The organism is Sphingomonas sp. Ant20, assembly GCF_000783375.1.
Classification (GTDB): Bacteria; Pseudomonadota; Alphaproteobacteria; order Sphingomonadales; family Sphingomonadaceae; genus Sphingomonas; species Sphingomonas aerolata.
Window position 1 is genome coordinate 52851 of sequence record NZ_JRVI01000001.1, and the last position, 24005, is coordinate 76855.

28 protein-coding genes and 3 pseudogenes are annotated in these 24005 nt (G+C 63.9%); 26 read left to right on the plus strand and 5 right to left on the minus strand.

Translation table 11 applies throughout. The features are described 5' to 3' along the window. The first annotated feature begins 210 nt into the window (after positions 1–210). From NI18_RS21880 to NI18_RS00265, 7 genes are all read left to right on the plus strand, one after another. Positions 211–1083: a hypothetical protein gene (locus NI18_RS21880; RefSeq protein WP_052148870.1), complete on the plus strand. Its 873-nt coding sequence runs from the start codon at positions 211–213 to the stop codon at positions 1081–1083. Continuing rightward, on the plus strand, positions 1046–1246 hold the full coding sequence (locus NI18_RS22775) for an FAD-binding oxidoreductase (protein WP_306286136.1): 201 nt from the start codon (positions 1046–1048) through the stop codon (positions 1244–1246). Before NI18_RS21880 ends, NI18_RS22775 begins: the two co-directional genes overlap by 38 nt. Beyond that, positions 1221–1406 carry a hypothetical protein gene (locus NI18_RS22780; protein ID WP_198526909.1) on the plus strand — a complete coding sequence of 62 codons (186 nt, stop codon included), beginning with the start codon at positions 1221–1223 and terminating at the stop codon, positions 1404–1406. The genes NI18_RS22775 and NI18_RS22780 overlap by 26 nt, the downstream gene beginning before the upstream one ends. Next, positions 1367–1936 carry a 2Fe-2S iron-sulfur cluster-binding protein gene (locus tag NI18_RS21885; RefSeq protein ID WP_052148871.1) on the plus strand — a complete coding sequence of 190 codons (570 nt, stop codon included), beginning with the start codon at positions 1367–1369 and terminating at the stop codon, positions 1934–1936. The genes NI18_RS22780 and NI18_RS21885 overlap by 40 nt, the downstream gene beginning before the upstream one ends. Beyond that, positions 1937–2605 (plus strand): iron reductase, encoded by a 669-nt coding sequence (locus tag NI18_RS00255; RefSeq protein WP_037527189.1) that lies wholly within the window; start codon positions 1937–1939, stop codon positions 2603–2605. Beyond that, on the plus strand, positions 2602–3297 hold the full coding sequence (locus NI18_RS00260) for a class III cytochrome C family protein (protein ID WP_037527320.1): 696 nt from the start codon (positions 2602–2604) through the stop codon (positions 3295–3297). The genes NI18_RS00255 and NI18_RS00260 overlap by 4 nt, the downstream gene beginning before the upstream one ends. 105 nt (positions 3298–3402) lie before the next feature. Then, entirely contained in the window at positions 3403–3702 is a 300-nt protein-coding gene (locus NI18_RS00265; RefSeq protein ID WP_052148885.1) for a DUF1622 domain-containing protein, read from the plus strand. Between the two features lies 1 nt (position 3703). On the opposite strand, the gene NI18_RS00270 is transcribed toward NI18_RS00265, so the two are convergent. Together NI18_RS00270 and NI18_RS22785 are read right to left on the minus strand one after the other, a co-directional pair. Continuing rightward, entirely contained in the window at positions 3704–4153 is a 450-nt protein-coding gene (locus tag NI18_RS00270; protein ID WP_052148873.1) for a four-helix bundle copper-binding protein, read from the minus strand. A 26-nt stretch (positions 4154–4179) separates the two neighbouring features. Beyond that, on the minus strand, positions 4180–4395 hold the full coding sequence (locus tag NI18_RS22785) for a hypothetical protein (RefSeq protein ID WP_084214899.1): 216 nt from the start codon (positions 4393–4395) through the stop codon (positions 4180–4182). 279 nt (positions 4396–4674) lie between these two features. Here NI18_RS22785 and NI18_RS00275 point away from each other — a divergent pair, with 279 nt between their 5' ends. From NI18_RS00275 to NI18_RS00285, 3 genes are all read left to right on the plus strand, one after another. Continuing rightward, on the plus strand, positions 4675–5043 hold the full coding sequence (locus NI18_RS00275) for a hypothetical protein (protein WP_052148874.1): 369 nt from the start codon (positions 4675–4677) through the stop codon (positions 5041–5043). Between the two features lie 361 nt (positions 5044–5404). Further along, entirely contained in the window at positions 5405–7735 is a 2331-nt protein-coding gene (locus NI18_RS00280; RefSeq protein ID WP_306286137.1) for a heavy metal translocating P-type ATPase, read from the plus strand. Beyond that, a complete protein-coding gene (locus NI18_RS00285) occupies positions 7732–8115 on the plus strand; it encodes a MerR family DNA-binding protein (RefSeq protein ID WP_037527196.1) in 384 nt (127 codons plus the stop codon). Before NI18_RS00280 ends, NI18_RS00285 begins: the two co-directional genes overlap by 4 nt. A 321-nt stretch (positions 8116–8436) precedes the next feature. Here NI18_RS00285 and NI18_RS00290 read toward each other — a convergent pair whose 3' ends face one another. Continuing rightward, positions 8437–8829 (minus strand): helix-turn-helix domain-containing protein, encoded by a 393-nt coding sequence (locus tag NI18_RS00290; RefSeq protein WP_037527198.1) that lies wholly within the window; start codon positions 8827–8829, stop codon positions 8437–8439. Positions 8830–8899: 70 nt separating this feature from the next. Here NI18_RS00290 and NI18_RS27670 point away from each other — a divergent pair. The 15 genes and pseudogenes from NI18_RS27670 (at position 8900) to NI18_RS00365 (ending at position 22960) form a co-directional block, all read left to right on the plus strand. Then, positions 8900–9547, plus strand: a pseudogene (locus NI18_RS27670) (cation transporter). Positions 9548–9579: 32 nt separating this feature from the next. Beyond that, positions 9580–9819, plus strand: coding sequence for a hypothetical protein (locus NI18_RS21890; RefSeq protein ID WP_306286118.1), 240 nt, complete (start codon positions 9580–9582; stop codon positions 9817–9819). A gap of 149 nt (positions 9820–9968) precedes the next feature. Beyond that, positions 9969–11281 (plus strand): annotated as a pseudogene (locus tag NI18_RS00305) (TolC family protein). Next, complete coding sequence (locus NI18_RS00310; protein WP_037527202.1) at positions 11278–12450, plus strand: efflux RND transporter periplasmic adaptor subunit; 1173 nt, start codon at positions 11278–11280, stop codon at positions 12448–12450. Before NI18_RS00305 ends, NI18_RS00310 begins: the two are co-directional and overlap by 4 nt. Positions 12451–12454: 4 nt before the next feature. Beyond that, positions 12455–15681, plus strand: a pseudogene (locus NI18_RS00315) (CusA/CzcA family heavy metal efflux RND transporter). 60 nt (positions 15682–15741) lie between these two features. After that, positions 15742–16239 (plus strand): SRPBCC domain-containing protein, encoded by a 498-nt coding sequence (locus NI18_RS21895; RefSeq protein WP_052148875.1) that lies wholly within the window; start codon positions 15742–15744, stop codon positions 16237–16239. Beyond that, positions 16236–16607 carry a hypothetical protein gene (locus NI18_RS00325; RefSeq protein WP_084214887.1) on the plus strand — a complete coding sequence of 124 codons (372 nt, stop codon included), beginning with the start codon at positions 16236–16238 and terminating at the stop codon, positions 16605–16607. The genes NI18_RS21895 and NI18_RS00325 overlap by 4 nt, the downstream gene beginning before the upstream one ends. After that, positions 16604–17221 (plus strand): cation transporter, encoded by a 618-nt coding sequence (locus NI18_RS00330; RefSeq protein ID WP_052148876.1) that lies wholly within the window; start codon positions 16604–16606, stop codon positions 17219–17221. The genes NI18_RS00325 and NI18_RS00330 overlap by 4 nt, the downstream gene beginning before the upstream one ends. After that, a complete protein-coding gene (locus tag NI18_RS00335; protein ID WP_037527207.1) occupies positions 17214–19697 on the plus strand; it encodes a heavy metal translocating P-type ATPase in 2484 nt (827 codons plus the stop codon). Before NI18_RS00330 ends, NI18_RS00335 begins: the two co-directional genes overlap by 8 nt. Positions 19698–19756: 59 nt before the next feature. After that, entirely contained in the window at positions 19757–20113 is a 357-nt protein-coding gene (gene fliE / locus NI18_RS00340; RefSeq protein WP_037527334.1) for a flagellar hook-basal body complex protein FliE, read from the plus strand. 29 nt (positions 20114–20142) lie between these two features. Next, positions 20143–20523 carry a hypothetical protein gene (locus tag NI18_RS00345; protein ID WP_198526910.1) on the plus strand — a complete coding sequence of 127 codons (381 nt, stop codon included), beginning with the start codon at positions 20143–20145 and terminating at the stop codon, positions 20521–20523. Next, on the plus strand, positions 20511–21197 hold the full coding sequence (locus NI18_RS00350) for a transporter (RefSeq protein ID WP_037527212.1): 687 nt from the start codon (positions 20511–20513) through the stop codon (positions 21195–21197). The genes NI18_RS00345 and NI18_RS00350 overlap by 13 nt, the downstream gene beginning before the upstream one ends. Beyond that, complete coding sequence (locus NI18_RS26060; protein WP_052148877.1) at positions 21194–21664, plus strand: DUF305 domain-containing protein; 471 nt, start codon at positions 21194–21196, stop codon at positions 21662–21664. Before NI18_RS00350 ends, NI18_RS26060 begins: the two co-directional genes overlap by 4 nt. 80 nt (positions 21665–21744) lie before the next feature. Then, positions 21745–22662 (plus strand): NAD(P)/FAD-dependent oxidoreductase, encoded by a 918-nt coding sequence (locus tag NI18_RS00360; protein WP_037527213.1) that lies wholly within the window; start codon positions 21745–21747, stop codon positions 22660–22662. A 52-nt stretch (positions 22663–22714) separates the two neighbouring features. Beyond that, the gene (locus tag NI18_RS00365; RefSeq protein WP_128081997.1) at positions 22715–22960 is read left to right on the plus strand and encodes a hypothetical protein; all 246 of its coding nucleotides are present in this window, start codon (positions 22715–22717) and stop codon (positions 22958–22960) included. Positions 22961–22996: 36 nt separating this feature from the next. On the opposite strand, the gene NI18_RS00370 is transcribed toward NI18_RS00365, so the two are convergent. Together NI18_RS00370 and NI18_RS24010 are read right to left on the minus strand one after the other, a co-directional pair. After that, positions 22997–23179: a hypothetical protein gene (locus NI18_RS00370; RefSeq protein WP_037527217.1), complete on the minus strand. Its 183-nt coding sequence runs from the start codon at positions 23177–23179 to the stop codon at positions 22997–22999. Beyond that, complete coding sequence (locus NI18_RS24010; RefSeq protein WP_128081998.1) at positions 23176–23592, minus strand: hypothetical protein; 417 nt, start codon at positions 23590–23592, stop codon at positions 23176–23178. The genes NI18_RS00370 and NI18_RS24010 overlap by 4 nt, the downstream gene beginning before the upstream one ends. Before the next feature lie 77 nt (positions 23593–23669). Here NI18_RS24010 and NI18_RS00380 point away from each other — a divergent pair, with 77 nt between their 5' ends. Next, positions 23670–24002, plus strand: a complete 333-nt coding sequence (locus tag NI18_RS00380; protein WP_037527221.1) for a metalloregulator ArsR/SmtB family transcription factor — start codon at positions 23670–23672, stop codon at positions 24000–24002. Positions 24003–24005 lie beyond the last annotated feature (3 nt).

A 24005-nucleotide genomic window follows, 5' to 3' on the forward strand; every position in this document is an offset into this window, starting at 1 on the left:
GCATGAAGACCGGTAGGGCTCCGATAAACCGAGCGAAAAGTTCTTTTCTGCTGGGATTAGCTGCGCTGCTGATGACCACCGGGTCGTCGGCGGCGTTGGCGCAAGTGGCGCCGTCGGAGCACGCGCGCACCATCCGGCGCCGCGAGCCCCGGCCCGGCCCAGCAATGCCCCTATGTCGCTGCATCCGCGCCGCCTGCTGGTCCTGCCGGAATGATGGACATGATGAAGCCGTCGCCGGCGGCGATTGGCGCACCGGCGACGGTTGGAGGATGCTGCGGTGCCAGGGGCGGCAAGCCATTCTATCCAGCGATGATGGACTTGCCGGCACTCACGCGCGAAGCCCGACAGGCCATTCGTACTGAGGCAATCGCGCGTTTAGGTTCCGGCGGTCAGATGCTTTCGGCAGGGCAACTCGACCTGCATCATGCCCAATCGAAGAACGACCTCGCCAGCGCGCAAAGCGCGGTCGCTACAACCCGCGAAGGTCTATCGCTGGCCGAGAGTGGCATAAGCGCATTGCAGGCGCTCAACCAGTCGTGGCCGCCACGACGGATCGCATTGACCTGGTTCAAGAACGAGACCGCCATAGCCCCCAACGGAGACATGATAATGGACGGCGGCTTTCGCGATCTTTCATGGCTCCACGTCGCCGCAATGCTGATCCTGGCAGCCGCGCTGGGAACGATGCTGTTCCTGCGCTGGCAGCGCTTGCGACGCATTGGCGCGCTGGCTGATCGGCTCACTCCGAATGGCGATAGCAAACAAACAGCGGGCGTGGCGAGTGGGCCGCTTGGCGGTCAAGGCGTCGCTCCTCCGCCTTCCGCACCTCCCGCGGTACAAAGGCCGTGGAAGGGGGTGCTGAGGATCAAAGCGATCTTCGACGAGACACCAACGGTCAAAACCTTTCGGTTGATGGAGGCCAATCTAGGCCCGTTCCCTTTCGTGTTCCTGCCCGGTCAGTACGCCACGATCACCTCCGAAATCGACGGTCAAAAAGGTCCGGCGCTCCTACACGATCTCCTCGGCACCGACGCAGCGGGAGTACATCGAACTGACGGTGAAGCGCGAACAACACGGCCTTGAATCGAGACACCTCCACGATCACGCAAAAACCGGCGATCTGCTTGAAATCACTGCTCCGTCGGGCAAATTCTTTTTTACCGGCGCGGAAGCCAAAGGTATCGTGCTGATTGCCGGGGGGGGTGGGCATCACGCCCATGATGAGCGTGCTGCGCGACCTAACTGACCGATCGTATGAGCACCGAGTTCACCTCATCTGCGCTGCCAATTCACCCCAAGATCTGATCTTCCGAGAGGAGATCGCTTATCTGGCGCGGCGCATCCAAATGTTACGATCGCCTCGATCGTGTCGAAGGCGGATGGGACGGACTGGACGGGTCCGGTAGGGTTCATCACACCCGATTTCATCGTCAAATGCGCGCCGGACATTGCGGAACGCCGGGTTCATCTCTGCGGACCGCCGGCAATGATGGATGCGGTCAAATATGCGCTGGCCCAACTCAAAGTCCCGCCCGATCAAATCAAGACGGAAGACTTTGCGCCGCCAAAGGGCGGTCCGGTTCCCGCGGACGAACCGGAAGAGCCGACGCCGGCAAGCGCAGTCGCTGCGGCACCGACCGGAGCTGGCGCCGCAGCGGTTAGCGCACCTTCGGCTCAGGCTACCGTCGAGTTTTCCACGTCAGGCAAATCGGGAACATTGGCTCCCGACCAGTCTGTGCTCGAAGCGGCCGAAGCGATCGGCGTCGTCATCGACTTTGAATGTCGAGTGGGAACCTGTGGGCGCTGCAAGGTGCCGCTAAGCAAGGGCTCCGTAACGATGGAAGTCGAGGACGCCCTGACCGCCGAGGAGAAGGCCGGCGGAACGATTCTGGCCTGCCAAGCGAAGTCGCCCGGCAATTTGGTCGTGGCGGCCTGAGTGACGGAAGCTGAAAAAGTAACCGTCGGCGGAATCATGACCGCCCTTGTGCTGATCGTTCCTGCGTTTCTGTTCCACGTCGCTCCCCGATTCCCCGGCAGCCTTGCTGGCGGCGTTACCGGAATAGCAGCCGCATTGCTTTTTGTGAGCCTGCTCAGCTATTGGATCGCCAAGCGCATCCCTTGGGTAAAAGAGCGCACCAAGAACACCGTTTCGGTCGGTGTCCTGCTGACGTTCCACGTTTACGCGGGCGCCATCGGCGCGCTGCTCGGCATCGTGCATTCAGGTCATAAGTTCGTAAGCCCGCTTGGCATCGCCCTGGTCGTCTCGATGCTGGTCGTGGTCGGGACCGGCTTCATTGGCCGCTACTATCTCGCCCAGATCGGCGAGGAGCTACGCGACCAGCAAAAGGCGCTCGGCGCTCTTCGCACCCGGTATGACGCGTTGGTCCGTGGCGAGCAGCCGATCGCTCGGTCGGATGCAGGCGATATCGACGAATTGCTCGGCGCGATATCGGACCTTGAATTTCAGCTCAGCGAGCGAGAAACCCTCAAACGCGTTCTGGCGAGGTGGGTAATACTCCACATCGTTTCGGCGATCCTGATGTATGCCCTGCTGATCCTGCACATCTGGAGCGGAATCTATTACGGCCTGCGGTGGCTCGCTTGAAGCTCCCCGGTGCCTTTTACCTCGTCCTGGCGGCTTTGGCGTTGTTCGCCGCCATTGCGGTGCCGCTAGCGGTCGGTCGCTTCGGCAGCAACGCTGTTCCCGGTTGGACAGCCGCCGTCAGTCCAGGGCCATTGTCAAAGGCGCACGCATTCATCGGCGACAAATGCGAGAGTTGCCACGTGCCGGCTGGCGGGATTGCGGCCAGCAAGTGTATCACCTGCCATGCCTCTGCCCCTGAGCTTCTAAGCCAACCTGCAACGGCATTTCACGCGAACATCGGCGAATGCAGGGGTTGTCACGTCGAGCACAACCCCGCTGCTGCGCGACCGATCAAGATGGATCATGCGATCTTGGATCAGGTGGCCGCTAAGACCACGGGTCACGAAGGCTCGCTCAACTGCTTCTCCTGTCACGCGACACGCGACAAGCACCAAGGATATTTTGGACAGGATTGCGCGTCTTGCCACGTCGTTAAGACCTGGAAGATCGAGGGATATCTTCATCCCAGTCCTCGGTCGACCAATTGCACCCAGTGCCACAAGGCACCCCCAAGCCACTACATGATGCATTTTTCGATGATGGACAAAACGATCGCCGGGCAGGGCAAGGCTCGTGTCGAGCAATGCTTCGCATGTCATCAGACCGACTCGTTCAATAACATCAAAGGGGTCGGCTGGGTGAAGATGCATTGACACGAAAGGCGCGACGATTTGGTTCCGGCAATGACACTTGACCATACGACCGCTGCCGTCAGCTCCGTTGCTCACGGGGTTTCGGTAGGCTTTGAGGTTGCTGCCGTGGCGACGATCGTCGCGGTCGCGCTGGGTGCCGTAATGGTGCTGGGCCGGGCTTTGCGGCGCGGTGCAGACTGGACCGACGCGATGCTGTCGTTTCGCACAACCATCGGAAGAGGAGTGCTGCTCGGCCTTGAATTGCTGGTTGCCGCTGACATCATCGGGACGATCGCCGTGACCCCGACGTTCCGTAGCCTCGGCATTCTGGCGCTGATCATCGCGATCCGGACGTTCCTCAGTGCCTCGCTCTCAGTCGAGATCGAAGGGACACTGCCATGGCGCCGGACCAGGCCCCCAAACTAACCTAGCCCATGGCTGCCATGGCCCGGCAGCTTTTCGCGCAGCTCACGCACGCCGCCAAGCATGTCTCCATACCGGGCATACCGGTACAGGCGCGGATACAAGCCTCGCATATGTCGGCGCATAAACGGCACATCGCCGCGTGATGCGCCGACCCGCGCGTCATGAAATCGGCGGTTGTGGCGCAAATCTGCGCAGCGTCGAGCATCGCGAGGATCTGCGCGGGAGATGACCGGTGAAGCGCCGGAGCGCGGCTAAGCTCGGTCGCAGTGGTAAGACACACCGTATGGCACTTCTGGCATTCGTCGATACAGGCGCGCATCGCTGCTGCCATCGGGGACAGCGCGCTCGGCTTCGCCGCGCGCGCTACGGTTTCGCTCGCCATCGCCACCATAGCGGTGAGACCGACCATGACCGCCCGGCGGTCCGGGTGGGGTGTCGACACAATTGCCATGATCTCTCCTTAGCGAGGCAAGCCAATCAGCGGCTTTTAGCGAGAATCTGACGACATTGGTCATGCGTCAAGTTCATGGAACTCCTGCCCATTCCCTTTTGCTCGCTGTGATCGTGACGGTCAGCCGTTCCCATCCCGCTTTCCATCTTTTCGCAACTCGCACGTTGTTCTGCGGTCGAAGTCGTGACGCAGCCTCCAAGCAAGACAAACGGCAGGGTGCTGGCGAGAAAGAGACGTTTCATAGCGAGATCCTCGACGATGGTTCCGGGACACTCTCCCACCGATACGATCGCAGGACCGAGCTAAGAAGACTCGGGATTTACATACCGCAGTGATCCTGAATTGCAGAGCTTGCCCAGGCCATCGCGTCAACTTGAACGGGTAGCGATCGGCCGTCGCTGCCAAGGGCGGCAGGCACAAATTCTCGGCCTGCGTATTTTCCGACGCTTCATCGTGTCCGGTCGCCGGTCCAAAAGACGGGGAATCTTGCAAGGCGATCCCGCAAATCCAAGGAATTCTTCATGACCGCACGCCGCTTTTTGATTGCAGCCGCATTTCTCGCCGCGCCCCTCATGGGCGCAGTGCAGCCGGCCATCGCCGCGCCCGGCATCGGCCACACCTTCTTCATGCGCGGAAGCGTGGTGGATGTGTCGGGCAAGAATCTTGTCGTGTGCATCGGGCGGGCAGACGGCGCCGAAGCCGGTCAGGTTCTCAAGGTCTATCGCAATGTGTCGCGGCCCGGGCCGCGAAGCGGTGCGAGCTTTACGCGGACCGAAATCGGCACCGTCCGCATCAATTCTACCTTGAACGACCATTTTGCGACTGCATCCCCGCTCACTGGCGGCGTGAAGCTGCATGATATCGTCGAGCTCGAACGACCCGTTCGCTAGCCGCATCGTGCCTTGAAAAGAGGCACGTCGCTGGTGCCATCGCGAGCGGCTAGTTACCCGCTCGCGATGTAGCGACCGTTGAGTTTGCCGACCGTCTCTCCTCCAACAGATCGCCAAGGGGGACGGGTCGCGGGCGCGTATCACTTAAGTGGGGTCGAGAATGGGCGGGGGTTGACCTTGACACGATGTCAGACCCTACATGGCTTCGGGTCGAAGGAGTTACGCCATGAACGATCCTCATTCTCATTCCCAAGCCGGGGGTTGCGGCTGCTCAGCGAAGCTAGCCGAACCGGCTGCTGAGCCCTCGTCGTGCTGCTCGGGGGCGTCGACCGCGCCGGTGGAAGTCCAACAACACGGCAAAATGGGTGGCTGCTGTTCGGGAACTAAGGTGCCCGACGGTGCGGCCAAGGTGACGGACCCGGTGTGCGGCATGACGGTCGATCCGGCGACGACGGCGCACCATGCCGAGCACGCCGGCCACGAATATCATTTCTGCAGCGCCGGGTGCCGGACCAAGTTCGTCGCTAACCCAAACGCCTATCTCGGCGATAAGCCAAAGCCTGAGCCGATGGCGACCCCGGGTGCGATGTGGACGTGCCCGATGCACCCGCAAGTCCGCCAGGAAGGGCCGGGGACGTGCCCGATCTGCGGCATGGCGCTAGAGCCTGAAGAACCCTCACTCGACGATACTCCAAACCCCGAGCTGGTCGATTTCACGCGCCGTTTGTGGGTAGCCGGCGCACTCACGATCCCGCTGCTGATCGTCTCCATGTTTGCCGAAATGACGGGCTTGCACGTCGTCAGCCCTGCCGCCTCGCCCTGGGTCCAGCTCGCGCTGACCGCGCCGATCGTGCTGTGGGCAGGCTGGCCGTTTTTCGAGCGGGGGTGGACATCGCTTCGCACCCGCCATCTGAATATGTTCACGCTGATCGCGATCGGCGTCGGTGCGGCATTCCTCTACAGCCTGGTCGCAACGCTCGCGCCCGGCATCTTTCCTGCGACGTTCCGGATGCACGGGGGCATGGTCCCGGTCTATTACGAGGCTGCCGGCGTCGTAGTGACGCTGGTGCTGCTCGGACAGGTGCTCGAATTGCGCGCCAGGGCAGCGACGGGGCGCGCGATCCGCGCCCTTATGGACCTCGCTCCCAAGACAGCGCGACGGCTGCGGTCTGACGGCTCGGAGGAAGAGGTCGGCCTTGCCGACGTGGCGACCGGAGATCGGCTGCGGGTTCGCCCCGGCGAGGCGATCCCGGTCGACGGCGTGGTGGTCGAGGGTCGCTCCTCGGTCGATGAAGCCATGCTCACCGGCGAGCCGGCTCCCGTCCTCAAGGAAGTCGACGCCGCGGTCACCGGGGGAACGGTGAACGGCACGGGGAGCCTCGTTATGGAAGCCCAAGCGGTCGGTTCGGATACGATGCTCGCGCGCATCGTCCGGATGGTCGCGGAAGCGCAGCGCAGCCGCGCCCCGATACAGGCGGTCGCCGATCGGGTCTCGGGCTGGTTCGTGCCGCTCGTCGTGCTGATTTCGATCGCGACCTTCGTGGTGTGGTCATTGGTCGGCCCTGAGCCACGTATGGGTCATGCCCTCCTCAATGCCATTGCCGTGCTGGTCATCGCCTGTCCGTGCGCGCTCGGGCTTGCTACGCCAATGTCGATCATGGTCGGCACCGGTCGCGGCGCGCAGGCCGGTGTGCTGGTTAAGAACGCCGAAAGCCTGCAGGCGCTCGATAAGGTCGACACGCTGGTCATCGACAAGACGGGCACGCTTACCGAGGGCAAGCCGTCGCTGATCGCGATCGAGGCAACCGGCACCGTCGGAGAGAACGACGTGCTTGCGCTCGCCGCTGCGGTCGAAGGCCAGTCCGAGCACCCGCTCGCCCATGCGATCGTCGTCGCCGCCAAAGAACGCGGATTACAACTCGGCACGGTTGCCGACTTCGCCTCGCAAACTGGGATGGGTGTCAGTGCCACGGCAGGCGGCCGTTCGGTGGTGATCGGCAACGCGGCACAGATGAACAGGGTCGGCGCCGATCCCAAACTGCTCGACGCTGCGGCCGATCGTCATCGAAGCGAAGGGGCCGGCGTCATCCTGATCGCTATTGACGGCGCGCTCGCCGGCTTGCTCGCGGTTGCTGATCCCGTTCGGGCTTCGGCGGGCGATGCCATTGCAGCGCTTCGCGCAGAGGGGCTGCGTGTCATCATGCTGACGGGCGACAACAGGGGAACGGCCGACGCGGTTGCGCGCGCTGTGGGCGGTTTGGACGATGTTCGCGCCGATCTGCGGCCGGAAGACAAGGCACGGATCATCGGCGAACTGAAAGCGGGTGGTGCCAAGGTCGCAATGGCTGGTGATGGGATCAACGACGCTCCCGCACTGGCCGCTGCCGACGTCGGGCTCGCGATGGGAACCGGAACAGACGTAGCGATCGAAAGCGCAGGCATGACGCTCACGCGCGGCGATCTTTCAGCCATCGTGCGCGCCCGCAAGCTAGCCCGTGCAACGATGCGAAACATCCGCCAAAACCTGTTCTTCTCGTTCCTGTTCAACGGGATCGGTGTGCCGGTCGCGGCCGGGGTGCTTTACCCAGTGTCCGGCATCCTTCTGTCGCCGATGCTGGCTGGCGCGGCGATGGCTCTCTCGTCCTTTACCGTGGTCCTCAACGCGCTCCGGCTGAACACGGTGAAACTGTGAATATCGGGGCGGCATCGGACGCCAGCGGCGTCTCGCAGCGCATGATCCGCCATTACGAGAAGATCGGTCTCGTGCCCGCGCCGGCAAGGCGTGGGAGTTACCGCGACTATGCCGACCCCGACGTTCATCGCCTTCGCTTCATCGCCAATGCCCGCGATCTTGGGTTTCCAATCGAGGAGATCAGGACGCTACTTGGCCTCTGGTCGGATCGCAGCCGTTCGAGCAGCGAAGTAAAAATGCTCGCTCAAGCGCGCGCTGATGAACTTGGGCGTAAGGCGGCTACGCTCGAAGATATGCGATCGACGCTGCTAGAATTGGTAAACCGCTGCCACGGCGATGATCGACCGGACTGTCCAATTCTCCGGCGCATGGAAGCATGAGGTTGCGCCTACTCGCTAGGACGACGAGCAACACCGTCCCGCCAAGGTCGTTGCGAAGAGCGAAGCGTGATCCGCAAGGTCGCCGCCCGGCCGCGGATCGCGTCCATCGTTCGCCCCATTTCACGCGCAATCTGTGCGATGGTCTGTCTGGCCGCCACGCGGCGGCGTAGCGCGGCATCGGCCTCTGCGGTCCAGCGTGTGCCATGCTGACCGGTCAACTAGATATCTCCTGGTAGCAATTGCCATCGTGGCCGGCTTCTCTTTGACCCGGCCTCAGGAGAGTGAACAAAGATATCGCGGATGATAATGTCGGGCCAGCGCTCAAGGTAGCCGTGAAGATAAAGCGTCGATCAACCGGCATTCGGCGATCGTCGTCGCGTCACAGCGACCCCATGTGGCAACCTCGTCACGTAACGCATGGAGGTCGGCGAGCTTGCGATCGATTTCCTCAATATGCACCACCGCCATCTCGTCGACCGCATCGCAAGATCCGCGCGGATCGTCCGCCAGGCGGAGCAGGTCGCGTACCTGATCGAGCGTGAAGCCGAGGTCACGCGAGCGCTTGATGAATGTCAGGCGTTCCACGTGCGACCGGTCGTACAGGCGGTAATTCCCGCCATTGCGGCGAGGCGCGCTGATCAACCCTTCGCTTTCATAATAGCGTACGGTCTCAACCTTCAGGCCGGTTAGTTTCGCGATTTCCCCAATCTTCATGCGCGAGCCCTTGACCCTCTAGTGACATGAGGGTGCATATGGGGGTTCAACACGCAAATCGAGTGGTATGATGGCGGACGACTGCTGTTCCAGGAAAAGCGATACGATCGCGCAGCTCGGCCGCAAGGCCGCTCAGCGGCGCGTGCTGATCGCCGTCATGGTCATCAACTTCGTCATGTTCGTCGCCGAATTCGCGGAGGCGTCTTCGCCCGCTCGTCGGCGCTGATGGCGGATTCGGTCGACATGCTCGGCGATGCGGTCGTCTATGCGCTGAGCTCTATGCGCTGAGCCGTGGCCCGCGCTGGGAAGCCGGCGCGGCGCTTGCCAAAGGTGGCATCATCCTCGTGTTCGGTATAGCAGTGGTGTTCGAGATCTTCGACAAGATCGTGAACGGCGTGCCACCCTCGTCCTCGCTGATGCTGGCTTTCGGCAGCGCCGCGCTGGTCGCCAATCTGACCTGCCTCGCCATGTTGTGGCGCTTCCGGTCTGAGAACGTGAATATGTCCAGCACTTTCGAGTGCTCGCGCAACGACGTCGCCTCCACGTCGGCGTGTTGATCGCGGCAGGGCTGGTCGCCATGACCGGCGCGGCATGGCCCGATATCGCGGTGGGCGGCGTCATCGCGCTCATCTTCCTGCGGTCAGCGTGGCGTGTTCTCGCCGAAGCGATCCCGGCATGGCGAGAGGCCCGGCCGGTAGCGGCGGAAGTCTTGCGATGACACTCGGGCGTATTTCGACTAGACGACCTGCAATGCTACGCAGGCTCTGGTCCTTTTTGCTCGTCATGATCGCGTCGTCCCTGGTGATGACGGCGACCGTGCATGCGCGCGAAATTCCGGGGCCGGTGACTATCGAGTGCAGCGGCACAGTGCATAGCGACGGCGACGCCGATCAATCGCAAGGCGATGCCGATAAGGCGGTGCCGCACCACCATGCCACCTGCCACGGTCAAACACTGGATGTGCCGGCAAGTGATACGCTGCGTCGATAGCCCGTGTAGGCGGCCTGCGTCCGTTTCCTACACCTGCCAGTGCCATTGCGTCGCATGTGGTTGACCCTGCGTTGAGGCCACCGGCAGCCTGACGACACCCGCTCGCCGGCATTTGCCGGCACGACGTGTTCTGTCAGGATCGATATTCCATGAAAACAATGCTCGCGGCCGTCCTGGCCGCGGCGTCCTGCGCATCGATCGCGCAGGCGCAACAGGGGCAGTCGCCACAGGCGACTACCCCAGCCGAAACGCCGACCGCGGCACAACCGCTGCCCGGCTTCTCGCTCGATCAGGCCGTGTCGGCCGCGGGCGGGTCAGCGCCTCGGGTGCTGCTGCCACGGCGTCGATCGAGGCCGCACAGGCGGCCCGCGCTGTAGCCGGCCTGCGACCCAACCCCGTTTTTCAAGGACAGGTCGAGAACGTCGTCGGCTCCGGTCCCTATAGGGGCGTACGGAGCGCGGAGACGACGCTAGGGGTCGCGATCCCGATCGAGCTGGGCGGTAAGCGTCGTGCCCGCGTCGGCGTCGCCGACGCGCAGTTATCGCGCGCGCAGCTCCAAAGCGCGATCGTTGCGGCCGACATCCGCGTGCAGGTCACGCAGCTGTATGTCGACGCAATCGCGGCAGAACGGCGGCTGGTGACGGCGCGTGACCAGGCGCGGATCGCGGCCGAAGTGCTGCGCGGCGCCTCCGTCCGCGTCCAGGCGGGGCGTGCGTCACCACTGGAACAACAACGCGCCGACGTCGCGCGCATCAACGCCGATGCCAATGTCGAGCGGCTCACTCGGCTCGCCGAAGCCGCGCGGACGAACCTTGCGCGGCGTCTCGGTCGTCCGATCGACGGCACGCTCGATGCCGGATTGCTCGATCGGCTACCGCCGGCGACCTTCGGCCCGGCAGCACCAGCTCAGACCGCCGGCACGCTGGCGCTGGCGGCAGCGGACGCCGATCTCGCCATTGCCGATGCCGGCATCCGGCTCGCGCGCGCGAACCGCGTGCCCGACATCAACATCGGACCGGCGCTCCGGCGACTGGAAGCGACCAACGACACCGCCGCGGTGTTCGCGATCTCGATCCCGATTCCGATCTTTAACAATGGCCGCGCCGCCATCGCGCAGGCGACGGCCGAGCGAACACGGGCGGAGGCCGTCCGGCGTGTTACCGCGCTTGACGTCGAGCAGGCGATCACAGACGCCCAGGCCGAAGCCGCCAATGCCGCGACCTCGGCGCGGGCCGCGGTCGGGCCAGCGCTGGCGGCAGCAGCCGAAGCCGCCCGGATCGCGCGGATCGGCTACCGCGAAGGCAAGTTCGGCCAACTCGATCTCCTCGATGCCGAACGCACGCTCGCCGAGACTCGCGTCGCCGCGATCGACGCGCTCGCCAACTACCAGAATAGCCGTGCGCGACTGGAGCGACTGACCGCGCCTGCACCGACAACCATTACCGGGGGAACCGACCGATGAAGACCATCCTGACGGGCGGCGTTCTGCCGTTCGGCCTTGCCCTGTTGCTCGCGGCCTGCGGTAGCGCACCCGAAGGCGGCAACGAGACTGCCGGGAACGAAACCACGGCCAGCGCCGAGGCCGGCGGTAACGAAGCCGCCCATGCCGATGAGGGTGCCGTGACGCTCTCGGCGGACCAGATCGCCGCAGCCGGGGTCCAGATTGGTCGTCCGCTGACGGGTGGCGCGGGTACGATCGACCTGCCGGCAACGATCGAAGGCGACCCGCAAGGGACGCAGGTCGTCTCGGCGGCGATCGGCGGACGTGTCGTCTCGCTGACCCGGAACCTCGGCCAATCAGTCGGGCGCGGACAAACGATCGCCGTCATCGAAAGCCGCGAGGCAGCACAACTCAAGGGTGAGGTCGAGGCATCGCGTGCTCGGCTCGCGCTTGCCAACTCCAATCTTGGCCGCGAGCAGCGGCTGTTCGCGCAGCGCGTGTCCCCCGAGCAGGATTTGATCGCCGCGCGCACCGCGGCAACGGAGGCGGGTATCGCCTACCGGCAGGCACAAAGTCAGGTATCGGCAGCAGGCGGCGGCGGGGGCGGGCTCAACCGGCTCGGCATCGTCGCACCGATCGGCGGTCAGGTCATCGCCCGACCAGTCGTGCTCGGGCAGACGGTCGCAGCAGACAGCGAACTCTATCGCATCGCCAATCTCGGCCGGGTGTCGCTGGCGCTCAACCTTAAGCCGGAAGACGCCGGCCGGGTAAAGCCGGGCAATATCGTCACCGTGACGGCACCGGGGCGGCAGGCGACCGCACGGATCAGCTTCGTGTCGCCTGCGCTCGATTCACAGACGCGGCAGGTGCCGGTCATCGCGACTCTCGACAATGGCGGCGGTCAGTGGCGCGTCGGCGAGCCCGTCACTGCCTCGGTCCAGCTCAGCGGCAGCGGTGGCAGCACCGCGGTCCGCGTGCCAACGACGGCCGTTCAGACGGTCGAGGGCAAGTCGGTCGTCTTCGTCCGGACGGCCAAGGGGTTCCAGGCAACCCCTGTAACGCTCGGCGACGCGGCCGGCGATACCGTCATCATTCGCTCCGGCCTGACCGGCCAGGAGCAAATCGCCACCATTGGCAGCTTCACCCTGAAGGCCGAACTCGGCAAGGGCGAAGCGGCGCACGAGGATTGATGTCATGATCGCCCGCATCGTAAACTGGGCGGTCGAGAAGCGCTGGCTCGTCCTGCTCCTCACCGCCATCGTCGCCGTCATCGGCGCCTTTTCGCTCTCCCGGCTGCCGATCGACGCAGTACCGGACATCACGAATAACCAGGTGCAGATCAACGTCCGCGCGCCCGCCCTCTCGCCCGAGCTGGTGGAGAAGCAGGTGTCGTTCCCGATCGAAACCGCGCTTGCCGGCATTCCCGGCCTCGACAATACCCGCTCGCTCAGCCGTAATGGCTTCGCCCAGATCACCGCGGTCTTCGACGACTCCACCGACATCTACTTTGCCCGCCAACAGGTCGGCGAGCGATTGCAGGGCGTCTCGGAGAACCTGCCGGCCGGCGTGAACCCCGAAATGGGGCCGATCGCGACGGGGCTCGGTGAGGTCTTCATGTGGACCGTCCGGCTCGAGCACCGGAAGGACGACAAGCACCGTGCCGGCGAGCCGGGGCAGCAACCCGACGGCAGCTATATCACGCCGGAAGGCGAGCGGCTGACGACGCCCGAGGACAAGGCGACCTATCTACGTACGGCGCAGGACTGGATCGTCACACCGCTGCTGAAGAACGTCACCGGGGTAGCCGGCATCGATTCGATCGGCGGCTACGCCAAGCAGTTTCTGGTCGTTCCCGACGTCCAGAAGCTGGCGTCGCTCAAGATTACGCTGACTGATCTTGGCACCGCGCTCGAGAAGAACAACACCAGCGTCGGCGGGGGCTTCGTCAACCGCAATGGTGAAGGCTTGGCGGTCCGCTCGGACGCGCTGGTTCGCAACGCGAACCAACTAGCGCGCACCGTCGTCGCAACCCGCGACGGTATCCCCATTACGCTCGATCAGGTTGCGACCGTCCGCACGGGACAGGCGATCCGGATGGGTTCGGCCTCGGAGAACGGCACCGAAGTCGTGGTCGGCACCGCAGTTATGCGGATCGGCCAAAACAGTCGCAACGTGGCAACGGCGGTCGCCGACCGGTTGAAAACCATCAACGCATCGCTGCCGCCCGACGTGGTGGTGCAGCCGGTGATGGATCGTACCGCGCTGGTCAATTCGACGATCAAGACGGTCGCGAAAAACCTGTCCGAGGGCGCATTGCTCGTCATCGTCGTGCTGTTCCTGCTGCTCGGCAACTTCCGCGCCGCGCTGATCGCTGCGGCGGTCATTCCGGTCACGATGATGCTGACCGGGTTCGGAATGCTCCGGCTCGGCGTGTCGGCCAACCTCATGTCTCTGGGCGCGCTCGACTTCGGACTCATCGTCGACGGCGCGGTCATCATCGTCGAGAATGCGCTCAGGCGCCTTGCCGAGAAACAGCATCACGAAGGCCGGCTGCTGAGCGTCAAGGAGCGGCTGGAGGCCGTTGCGACCGCGGCGCGTGAGATGATCCGTCCGTCCGTGTACGGACAGGCGATCATCATCCTCGTCTACGTACCGCTGCTGACGCTCACCGGGGTCGAGGGCAAGACGTTCGTGCCGATGGCGCTCACCGTCATCATCGCGCTGCTCTTCGCCTTCGTGCTGTCGCTGACCTTCGTACCTGCGGCGATTGCCATCTGGCTGTCGCGGAAGGTGAATGAGGAGGACGGTCGGATCATTTCGTGGCTGAAGCAGCGCTACGAACCGGGCCTGGAAAAGGCGATGAAGCGGCCGTCGATCACCATCGGCGCCAGCGTAGTCAGCCTCGTGCTGGCGGCATTCGCCTTCACGACGCTGGGGCAGGTGTTCCTCCCCCAGCTCGACGAAGGCGACCTGCTCATCCAGTCGCTACGTATCCCGGCGACGTCGGTCCAGCAGAGCCAGGCGATGCAGGTGCCGATCGAGCGGATGGTCTCAAAACAGCCCGAGGTGCGGTTCGTCTTCTCGAAGACGGGCACGGCCGAACTGGCCTCGGACCCGATGCCGCCGAACGCGACCGACATGTTCGTCATCCTGAAGCCGCATGCCGAATGGCCCGATCCCAAGCTGGAAAAGGCCGCACTCGTCGAACGATTGGAAACCAGGCTCGCGCAATTTCCAGGCAACGCATATGAAATTACGCAGCCGATCCAGATGCGGTTCAACGAGCTGATCGCCGGCGTTCGCGGCGATCTCGCGATCAAGGTGTTTGGCGACGACTTCGCCAGTATGAACCGCACCGCCGAACAAATCGCCGGCATTCTGCGCAAGACGCAGGGCGCAGCCGACGTGAAGGTGGAACAGACGACGGGGCTTCCGATGCTCGACATCCGGGTGAACCGCGACGCGATGGCGCGGGTCGGCGTCACCGCGCAGGACGTGCAGGACACCATCACCGCCACTCTCGGCGGGCGAACGGCGGGCATGATCTTCGAAGGCGACCGGCGCTTCCCGGTCGTCATCCGCCTGTCGGACGCAGAACGTGCAGATCTCGGACTGCTCGAACAGGTGCAGGTGCCGGTCGCTGGCGGTGGCTATGTGCCGCTGTCCAGCGTCGCCGACATCGGCGTCGTCGACGGGCCGAACCAGATCAGCCGCGAGAACGGCAAACGCCGTGTCGTCGTTCAGGCGAACGTCCGTGGGCGCGACGTCGGCAGCGTTGTGGCGGACGCGCAAGCCGCGGTTGCCAGCGGGGTGCGCCTGCCGCCGGGCAGCTACCTGGAATGGGGCGGGCAGTTCGAGAATCTGGAATCCGCGAGTAAGCGGCTTCAGCTCGTGGTGCCGGCCTGCTTTGTGCTGATCCTGTTGCTGCTCTACGGGGCGTTGGGGTCGGTCCGCGATGCCGCGATCGTCTTCACCGGCGTACCATTCGCGCTGGTGGGCGGCGTGTTGCTGCTGTTCGCACGCGGCATGGACTTCTCGATCTCGGCCGCGGTGGGGTTCATTGCACTGTCGGGCATCGCGGTCCTCAACGGCCTCGTCATGGTCAGCTCGGTACAGGACCTGATCCGCTCCGGCATGGACCGGGCCGAAGCGGCGCATACGGGCGCTCTTCAGCGGTTACGCCCCGTCGTCTGACCGCGCTCGTCGCAAGTCTCGGCTTCGTGCCGATGGCGTTCGCCAGCGGGGCAGGCGCGGAAGTTCAGAAGCCGCTCGCAACCGTCGTCATCGGCGGGCTGATCTCGGCGACGCTACTGACGCTGTTCGTGCTGCCGACGCTGTACGCACGGTTCGGCCAGCGAGCGGTGAAGGTCGACGACGCGGACACGGCGGAAACCGCCACGGCGCTGCCGCAGCATGCATGACCGTGAGGGAGGGCGCCTGCGCCCTCCCTCAGGCTTCACTCCATGGAAGGAGGTTCGCCCATGATGACGATCGACAATGTGACGACGCTCAATGCTTCACCGCTACGCGTCTGGACCGTCCTCACCGACTTTGCCGGTCACACGCAATGGAAGCCGTTTATCCAGCTTTCCGGCGCTGCGGTCTGCGGTGGCGATGCCGATTACACGTTCCGCATTGGCGGGCTCGACAAGTCCATGACGGCCAAGGCGGACATCATCCGCGCCGACAAACCGCTAGCGTTCGCGTGGACGGCCGGCGTGGCCAGGTTCCTGATGTTCGAGGAAGCCTATGCGCTGGAAAGCGATCCCGCCGGAACCCGCCTGCGCCATAGTCTGCGCTTCTCAGGCATCTTCGGTCGTCCGCTCTGGGCCCTGATGCGCCGCAGGCTCCAGACGAGCCTCGTGCAGTCGGACAGGTGCCTGGATCGCCAGCTTCGCCGCCTGTCGGCGGTCCCGGTTCCGAACAGCCGGACTGGAACTGCGCGCATCGGCGCGCGAAATCAACGGAGGCAGCGATGACGATGTATCATGTTGGCTTGGGCCTGGGCGCCGTACTGATATTGGCCGGCTGTTCCGAGCAGCCGCAGAAGGGCCCCCCGACCGAACAGGAGATCCACGCCGCGGACAGCGCCGTGGCCAGCAGGGCACCTGGGCGTCACCCCTATCGATGCGACGATAACAAGACGCTCCTGGTCGACTTCAAGGATCAGGGGCTCACGGTCGAGTTACGACGCGATGCGAAAGCACCTGCGGCCGTTCTGACCGCACCGCTGCAAGGCCTCCAATATGTCGGCGATGCGGAGACCGCGACCTTCTCCGGCAACCAGATCAAGATCGAGGCACCTGGCAAACGCCCGGTACTTTGCCAGAAGGCAACCCGGTTATGAGCGATCCCACTCTGAGTGCCAGCACAACGGATCGCCAGCGACGTACGCTCTGGATCGTCCTGATCCTCAATGCCGGACTCGCCTTGGCGTTCGTCGCCACGGGACTGATTGGCGATTCCAGCGCGCTGATCGCCAATGGTCTCGACAACGGCTCCGATGCCGCGGTCTACGGGCTTAGCCTCGTCGCGCTGACGCGCGGTGCACGCTGGAAGCAGCTTGCGGCCGGGGTGTCCGGCATCATGCTGCTCCTGTTCGCAGTCGCCGTCCTCATCGATGTCGCGCGCCGCTTTGCGCAGGGCAGCGACCCGATCGGCCCGACCATGATCGGGATGTCGATCGTGGCGGGCATCATCAATTATCTATGCCTGCGCCTCCTGCAGAAGCTGGAGAACAAGGACGTCAACCTGCGCGCGGCGACGACCTTCAGCCTTAACGACTTCATCTCGAACGGCGGCATCGTGATCGCCGGCGTCCTCGTCATGTGGCTGGGCATGAACTGGCCGGACCTCGTGGTTGGGCTGGCGACGGCCGCCATCCAATTGTGGGGCGGCATCAAGATCCTGCGCGACGCGAAACAGGACGCGCGCAAAATCAAGGACAATCAGAATGGCTGAGAAGACCAAGATCGACCTCGCCGTCGTCCTGCCCGACGTGCCGGATGCCGCGGACGCCTGCGTCGCGCGGCTGGTCCAGCGGCTGACGGACCGCGAGGGCGTCAGTGAAGCGCACGTCGTTCCCGCCATTGGCGAGACGCCCGCCCAATTGTGCATCCATTATGATCCAGACCAGCTTACGCTATCGCGTATTCGCGAGGTCGCGACCGGCGCGGGCGCGCAAATCGGTGTGCGCTACGGTCACGCGATGTTCGACATCGGGGCCATGCATCAACGGCGCGCGCGTACCCTTGGCGATCGATTGAAGGCCCTGTCCGGCGTTCTGGAGGCTGAGGTAGCTGCGAGTGGCAGAGTGCGGGTCGAGTTCGACCGAGAACGCACCAACGAAACCATGATCCGCGGCGCCGTCCTCGAACGCGACATAGCCGTCCCGCAGGCCGTTAGCGACGATCACGCCGGCCATGACCATGCCCCCGGCGAGCACGACCATGGCAAGGAGGGGCATAATCACAATCATGGCGGCATCCTGGGGCCGAATACCGAGCTGTTCTTCGCATTGGGCTGCGGTGCCGTCCTCGGCATTGGCTTCGCGATCGAGAAGTTGGTCGCCGAGGCGCCATCGTGGCTGCCGCTAGCCTGCTACCTGATCGCCTACGTTCTAGGTGGATTCTTCACCGTCCGCGAAGCGATCGACAATCTGCGAATGCGCCGGTTCGAGATCGACACGCTGATGTTGGTCGCCGCAGCGGGTGCGGCCGCGCTGGGCGCTTGGGCGGAAGGCGCGTTGCTGCTGTTCCTGTTCAGCTTCGGCCACGCGCTCGAACATTATGCGATGGGTCGCGCCAAGCGGGCGATCGAGGCCTTGGCCGAGCTGGCACCGAAAACCGCCCTTGTCCGCCGCGAAGGCAAGATCAGCGAGATATCCGTTGACACGCTGGTAGTCGGCGACATCGTCGTAGTCAAACCCGATGCACGGTTACCCGCCGACGGCTTCGTGACGCTGGGTTCGAGCAGCATCAACCAAGCGCCAGTGACGGGCGAAAGTATCCCGGTCGACAAGACCGCAGTCACCGATACGGACCAGGCGCGGGCCAATCCCGACCGCGTCGACGCCGCCAGCCGCGTGTTCGCCGGCACGATCAACGGCAGCGGCGCGATCGAGATCGAGGTCACGCGACTGTCGACTGACAGCGCGCTCGCCAAGGTCGTGAAAATGGTCAGCGAGGCTGAAACGCAGAAGTCGCCGACGCAGCGCATGACCGATCGGTTCGAACGGGTGTTCGTGCCCGTGGTGCTTGGCCTCGCCGTCCTGCTGCTGTTCGCCTGGGTCGTCGTCGACGAACCCTTCCGCGACAGCTTCTACCGCTCGATGGCGGTCCTCGTCGCCGCCAGCCCGTGCGCGCTGGCGATCGCGACACCAAGCGCAGTTCTGTCGGGTGTAGCCCGCGCCGCGCGCGGGGGTGTGCTGGTAAAGGGCGGTGGGCCGCTGGAGAACCTCGGTTCGTTGACCGCCATCGCCTTCGACAAGACCGGCACGCTAACAGAAGGCCAGCCCAAGATCACCGATGTCGTCGCGATGACGGGCATCGCCGAGGACCGGCTGCTCACGACGGCCGTCGCCGTGGAGGCCCTGAGCGATCACCCTCTCGCCGCGGCGATCGTGAAGGACGGTAGGACGCGCCTGAACGACGTGGCACTTCCGCAGGCGAGCGATCTCGAGAGTCTGACTGGCCGCGGTGTCCGAGCGACGCTGGAAGGCGATCCGGTTACGATCGGCAAGGCCGAGATGTTCGGTAAGGACGGCATCGCCGCATTGACCGATGAAACGGTAGCCGCAGTCGAACGCCTCCGCGCAGGCGGGCGGACGACGATGGTCGTGCGACGCGGCGAGGTCGACCTGGGTGTCATCGGGCTGATGGACACGCCGCGGGCTGCCGCCAAGGCGACACTGGCGACGCTGCGCTCGCTCGGCATCACGCGCATGATCATGATCTCTGGCGACAACCAGACGGTTGCGGATGCAATCGCCCGCGAGGTCGGCATCGACGAGGCGTGGGGCGACCTGATGCCGGAAGACAAGGTCGAGGCGATCAAGAAGCTGCGGGGCGACGGCAAGGTCGCGATGGTCGGCGACGGGGTGAACGACGCTCCTGCGATGGCGAATGCGACCGTCGGGATCGCGATGGGCGCGGCGGGGTCAGACGTCGCGCTGGAGACAGCCGACGTCGCGCTGATGGCGGACGATCTGGCCCATCTGCCGTTCGCGGTCGGCCTGTCGCGGAAGACCCGATCGATCATCCGGCAGAACGTCTTCGTAAGCTTGGGCGTGGTGGCGATCCTGGTCCCTGCGACGATCTTCGGTCTCGGAATCGGGGCGGCCGTGGCCATGCACGAAGGGTCGACACTGCTCGTGGTCGTGAATGCGTTGCGCCTGCTCGCCTACCGCGATCGGTTCGTTGTGGCGCGAACCGCCTGATGCTCTGGAGACCGTATCCATCGGATACGGTCTCCGCAGGTTAAAAAGGAGTGTTCGTGATGTCCGATCCCACCGTATCCGGCGTCCTTGCCGTCCGTGCGCAGATCCTCGCGCGCAGTCAGACGCTCAACCGCCTGACGCCGCCAGACGCGACGCCTGGGGCGGCTTCGACCATGCCGCGGACCGAAGCGCCGGCGACATTTGGGGACACCTTGAAGAGCATCGTCGGCAAGGTGAACGCGGCACAGGAAGCCGAGGACGTCGCCACCGAACGCTACGAGCGCGGCGAGACCACCGATATTGCCACCGTGGCGCTGATGCAGAACCGCGCTTCGGTGTCCTTCGAGGCGACGCTTCAGGTCAGGAACAAGCTCCTGTCGGCCTACAGGGACATCATGAGCATGCCTCTTGGATGACGCACCTTCGCGCGACAGTGCATGCGGCCATGCCGAAGGGCATGTGGCGTACGCGCGCGGGCATGGCTTTGATCGCCGTGCTGGCGGGCGCTTGCTCGCCCGTCCGGCAGGACGACGACTCTGATGGACACAACACGTTGTCGTCCGGTTCCGAGATGCGAATGCATGTCTTCACCTGTGAAGATAGAACGTCGATCGTGACCGGTCTGAGTGCCAATACCTTCGTCGTCGACCTCATCGGTGCGACGCGGGAAGATCGTGAGCAACTGACTGTGCCACGCGCGCAGGTCCGGACTGCCGATGGACGGCTGACGGTCATGATCGGCCAAGATCGGCTCCATCTCGAGCGGATCGGCAAGCAAGGCATCAACGAGCATCTGTCGTTCAGGGGAAAATCATGCTGGCGCTGACCTATACGATCATTCCGGTGCTTGCCGTGATCCTAGGCGGCATCTTTGCGATATGGCGTCGGCCCGGCGACGCCTTTATATCCGCGATGCAGCACCTCGCTGCCGGTGTCGTGTTCGCCGCTGCGGCAACCGAAATCCTGCCCCAAGTGCTGCATGCTGGCTCACCGCTGGCAACCTTCATCGGCGGCTCAGCGGGGGTCGCGGTCATGCTGGGGCTCAAGGCGTACGAAGCCCGCGCTGCGGGACCGGTCACGCTGATATCGGCGGTCGGGATCGACATCGTCGTCGACGGGCTGGTGCTGGGCCTTGCGTTCGTCGCCGGTGCCAAGGCGGGCGTCCTGCTCACCGTCGCGCTCACGCTGGAGGTGCTGTTCCTAGGTGTAACGCTGACAACGGAACTCGCCGAATCCATTACCTCGAAACTCAAGATCATCCTCACCGTGACGGCGCTCGCGCTGCTGCTGCCGATCGGCGCATTGCTGGCGATCCCTGTCGCTGGCCTGTCGCCTCCGGTAGTCGCGGGCTTCCTGTGCTCCGGCCTCATGGCGCTCCTGTTTCTCGTCACTGAAGAGCTGTTGGCCGAAGCACACGAGAAGCCAGACACGCCGCTCATCAGCGCAATGTTCTTCGTCGGCTTCCTCTCGCTCCTCCTCATTGAGGAAATCGCGATGTGACGAGCCTGACCTCAAACGGCGCCGACGTGCGCCGCAATCGATCCAGCAAGGGGAATGAAATGTCGATAATCAATGCACGCTGGCTTATTTTGGGCGTGGCTGCGGCCCTGTCCGCGTGTTCGGCCGAGAAGCCTTCGTACCAATTCACGTCGAATGAATCCGGTCCGACCGATGCGATCCATGGATCGAACGTGCAGCATGCCAAGGACGCGATCCACGGGGCGAACCCTGCGCACGATAAGACAAGCATGGTCATGCCATCGACCGGCGATCCGGACACCGACTTCCTGCGCGGCATGATCCCGCATCACGAAGGTGCAGTGGAGATGGCGCGTGCCGAGATCGCCAACGGCACCGATCCGAAAATTCGGGAAATGGCGGAGGAGGTGATCCGAACACAACAGGCCGAGATCACGACGATGCGGGCCTGGCTTGCCGAGCGTCGAGCTGCCGGAAAGGGCTCCTGATGATGGCTCGCAGTCATTCCGATGACGCTGCGCTACCCCTGTGCCCCATTGCCCACTCGGGCTCCGATGGGCCGGGTGGCGTGACGGAATATCGATGCGATGCGCTCATCATCGGCGGGGGGCCAGCAGGATTGACCGCCGCGATCTACCTCACACGCTATCATCGGCGCGTTATCGTGGTCGATGAGGGAAACAGCCGGGCGAAATGGATACCGCGTTCGCACAACCACGCCGGTTTTCCGAACGGGATTGCGGGTGAAGACCTTTTACACCGGATGCGCGAACAGGCCGAACGCTACGGTGCTACGATCGTGACCGGTCGCATCGACACGGTGGCACAAAACGCCGATGACTTCGACGCTCACGGGGCTGGGATAACCCTGTTCGCGCGATCGATCCTGATCGCAACGGGAGTCGAGAACCGACGCCCCTCGATCGACGCTGCGGTCCATCGCGACGCGCTGGATCGCGGCCTGCTGCGCTACTGCCCGATCTGCGACGGTTATGAAGCGACTGGCCAGGCTATCGGCGTCATCGGCGCGGACACGCATGGCGTCGCCGAGGCGCTGTTTCTCCGTACGTTCTCCGACCGAATAACGCTAGTGGCGCACGAGGATTTCGAACTTGAGGCTTGCGACCGCGGGGCGCTGGAGGAGGCAGGTATCGCTGTCGCGCCAAGTGCGCTCGACCAAATCGAATTCTCTGAAGAACACGTCACGCTGCGTCTGGCCGATGAGACAGAATTGCAGTTTGACACGATCTACCCAGCGCTCGGTTCGGACAGCAGTAACGCCCTTGCGCAGCAGCTCGGTGCCGAGCTGAGCGACGATCGCTGCATCGTGGTCGATACCAAACAGCGCACCAGCATTTCGGGCGTTTATGCTGCTGGTGACATCGTCATGTCGCTGGATCAGATAAGCGTCGCCATGGGCCATGCAGCTATTGCCGCGACAACTTTGCATAATGACCTTCGCAAGCGCGATGGCCATACCCGCTGAGCGAAAATCGATTTAAGAAAGATTATCAGCCTTACCCGCCATGGACTCCCGGATGTTGACCCATAACTATGGCCAGCGTTGGTCGGACGAGACAGACGTCGAACTGCGCAAGCGGATCGACGCACGCCAGACGGTCGGCCAGATAGCGCGCGACATGGGGCGGACGCAGGATGCGATCCGCGGGAGAGCGGCAACGCTGTGCCTTTCACTGCCCTCGACGATGCGCCCGTGGCGCGAGGGGGTAAAACGGGGGCCGCGAATGCAGCGGCCTGCCCCTCGCACCACTGGCAAGGATTGAATGGCGGAGGGCGGACAACCGCCCCCCGCTAACTTGTTACTTCATGTTCGGCATGGCGTGGCCGGCATGGTCGCCGCCCTTGGCCTTGTCCCCATGATCGCAGCAGTCAGCGCCATCCTTGCAGCACGCCATGTCGGTGCAACAGTTCGCCACGGCCGCGAAAGCGCCGGTCGCGAGCGTGAGGGCGAAAGCGGCGCTGATGAACTTGAACTTGGTCATTGGTATTCTCCGGAAATTAGCATGTGAAATTGATCGGGTTCACACGATTTGCGGAGGGGGTGTCGCGGTGCGCTGGTTTGGCCGAAAAGGGTAGCTTGCTCCCGGGAATATGGGGCCAGCCTGCCGAACAATATCGATTTGATTGGCTCGACGCTTTCGCCAGCAACCGCCGCGCAAGGCATGGCACAGGCGGACGGTGGGATTTTCTTGGCCGGGTTTTGTTTAGATTCACTGGCACAATCGATCATCGCGGATGCAGCGGGTGTCGCCGCCATCGCCATCGCCATCGCCATCGCCATCGCCATCGCCATCGTCTCACAGAGCGGCCCGAGCCGGACAAGCAACATCAGCGCCATCAGGAAGAAGGCGGAATATCGCAAAATCCGGAATGCAGGATAGGCCTTGCTGCTCATGACGTGATCGTAGGGGTCGTACCCATAGGCCGCAGGAAACTCTTAGCCAAAACTCACGCATCCGTTATGCTGGATATGTGGAAAACTCATTAGCAATCTCCGCCTTGGGCGCGCTCGCGCAGGGCACCCGCCTTGATACCTTCCGGGTGCTGGTGCGCCATGAACCTGATGGCTTGGCTGCGGGTGATATAGCTCGTCAGCTCAACGTCCCGCAAAACACTATGTCAGCGCACCTTGGTATTCTCGCGCGTGCCGGTCTAGTCCATTCCGAACGGCATAGCCGCTCGATCATCTACCGGGCCGATCTGGACGGGCTGCGCGCGCTGACGCTGTTCCTCGTCAAGGATTGCTGCGCCGGTTCGCCTGAACTGTGCGCGCCGCTCCTAGCCGAACTCACCCCCTGCTGCTGAAAG

Coding starts and splice junctions, on each gene's coding strand:
- NI18_RS00275 (WP_052148874.1), top strand. CDS start 4,675: ATGACCGCACGCCGCTTTTTGATTGCAGCCGCATTTCTCGCCGCGCCC.
- NI18_RS21890 (WP_306286118.1), top strand. CDS start 9,580: ATGCTACGCAGGCTCTGGTCCTTTTTGCTCGTCATGATCGCGTCGTCC.
- NI18_RS00290 (WP_037527198.1), bottom strand. CDS start 8,829: ATGAAGATTGGGGAAATCGCGAAACTAACCGGCCTGAAGGTTGAGACC.
- NI18_RS21895 (WP_052148875.1), top strand. CDS start 15,742: ATGATGACGATCGACAATGTGACGACGCTCAATGCTTCACCGCTACGC.
- NI18_RS00335 (WP_037527207.1), top strand. CDS start 17,214: ATGGCTGAGAAGACCAAGATCGACCTCGCCGTCGTCCTGCCCGACGTG.
- NI18_RS00330 (WP_052148876.1), top strand. CDS start 16,604: ATGAGCGATCCCACTCTGAGTGCCAGCACAACGGATCGCCAGCGACGT.
- NI18_RS00280 (WP_306286137.1), top strand. CDS start 5,405: ATGGGTGGCTGCTGTTCGGGAACTAAGGTGCCCGACGGTGCGGCCAAG.
- NI18_RS00365 (WP_128081997.1), top strand. CDS start 22,715: ATGTTGACCCATAACTATGGCCAGCGTTGGTCGGACGAGACAGACGTC.
- NI18_RS00345 (WP_198526910.1), top strand. CDS start 20,143: ATGCCGAAGGGCATGTGGCGTACGCGCGCGGGCATGGCTTTGATCGCC.
- NI18_RS00370 (WP_037527217.1), bottom strand. CDS start 23,179: ATGACCAAGTTCAAGTTCATCAGCGCCGCTTTCGCCCTCACGCTCGCG.
- NI18_RS24010 (WP_128081998.1), bottom strand. CDS start 23,592: ATGAGCAGCAAGGCCTATCCTGCATTCCGGATTTTGCGATATTCCGCC.
- NI18_RS21880 (WP_052148870.1), top strand. CDS start 211: ATGATGGACATGATGAAGCCGTCGCCGGCGGCGATTGGCGCACCGGCG.
- NI18_RS22780 (WP_198526909.1), top strand. CDS start 1,221: ATGAGCGTGCTGCGCGACCTAACTGACCGATCGTATGAGCACCGAGTT.
- NI18_RS00270 (WP_052148873.1), bottom strand. CDS start 4,153: ATGGCAATTGTGTCGACACCCCACCCGGACCGCCGGGCGGTCATGGTC.
- NI18_RS00325 (WP_084214887.1), top strand. CDS start 16,236: ATGACGATGTATCATGTTGGCTTGGGCCTGGGCGCCGTACTGATATTG.
- fliE (WP_037527334.1), top strand. CDS start 19,757: ATGTCCGATCCCACCGTATCCGGCGTCCTTGCCGTCCGTGCGCAGATC.
- NI18_RS00310 (WP_037527202.1), top strand. CDS start 11,278: ATGAAGACCATCCTGACGGGCGGCGTTCTGCCGTTCGGCCTTGCCCTG.
- NI18_RS00350 (WP_037527212.1), top strand. CDS start 20,511: ATGCTGGCGCTGACCTATACGATCATTCCGGTGCTTGCCGTGATCCTA.
- NI18_RS22785 (WP_084214899.1), bottom strand. CDS start 4,395: ATGAAACGTCTCTTTCTCGCCAGCACCCTGCCGTTTGTCTTGCTTGGA.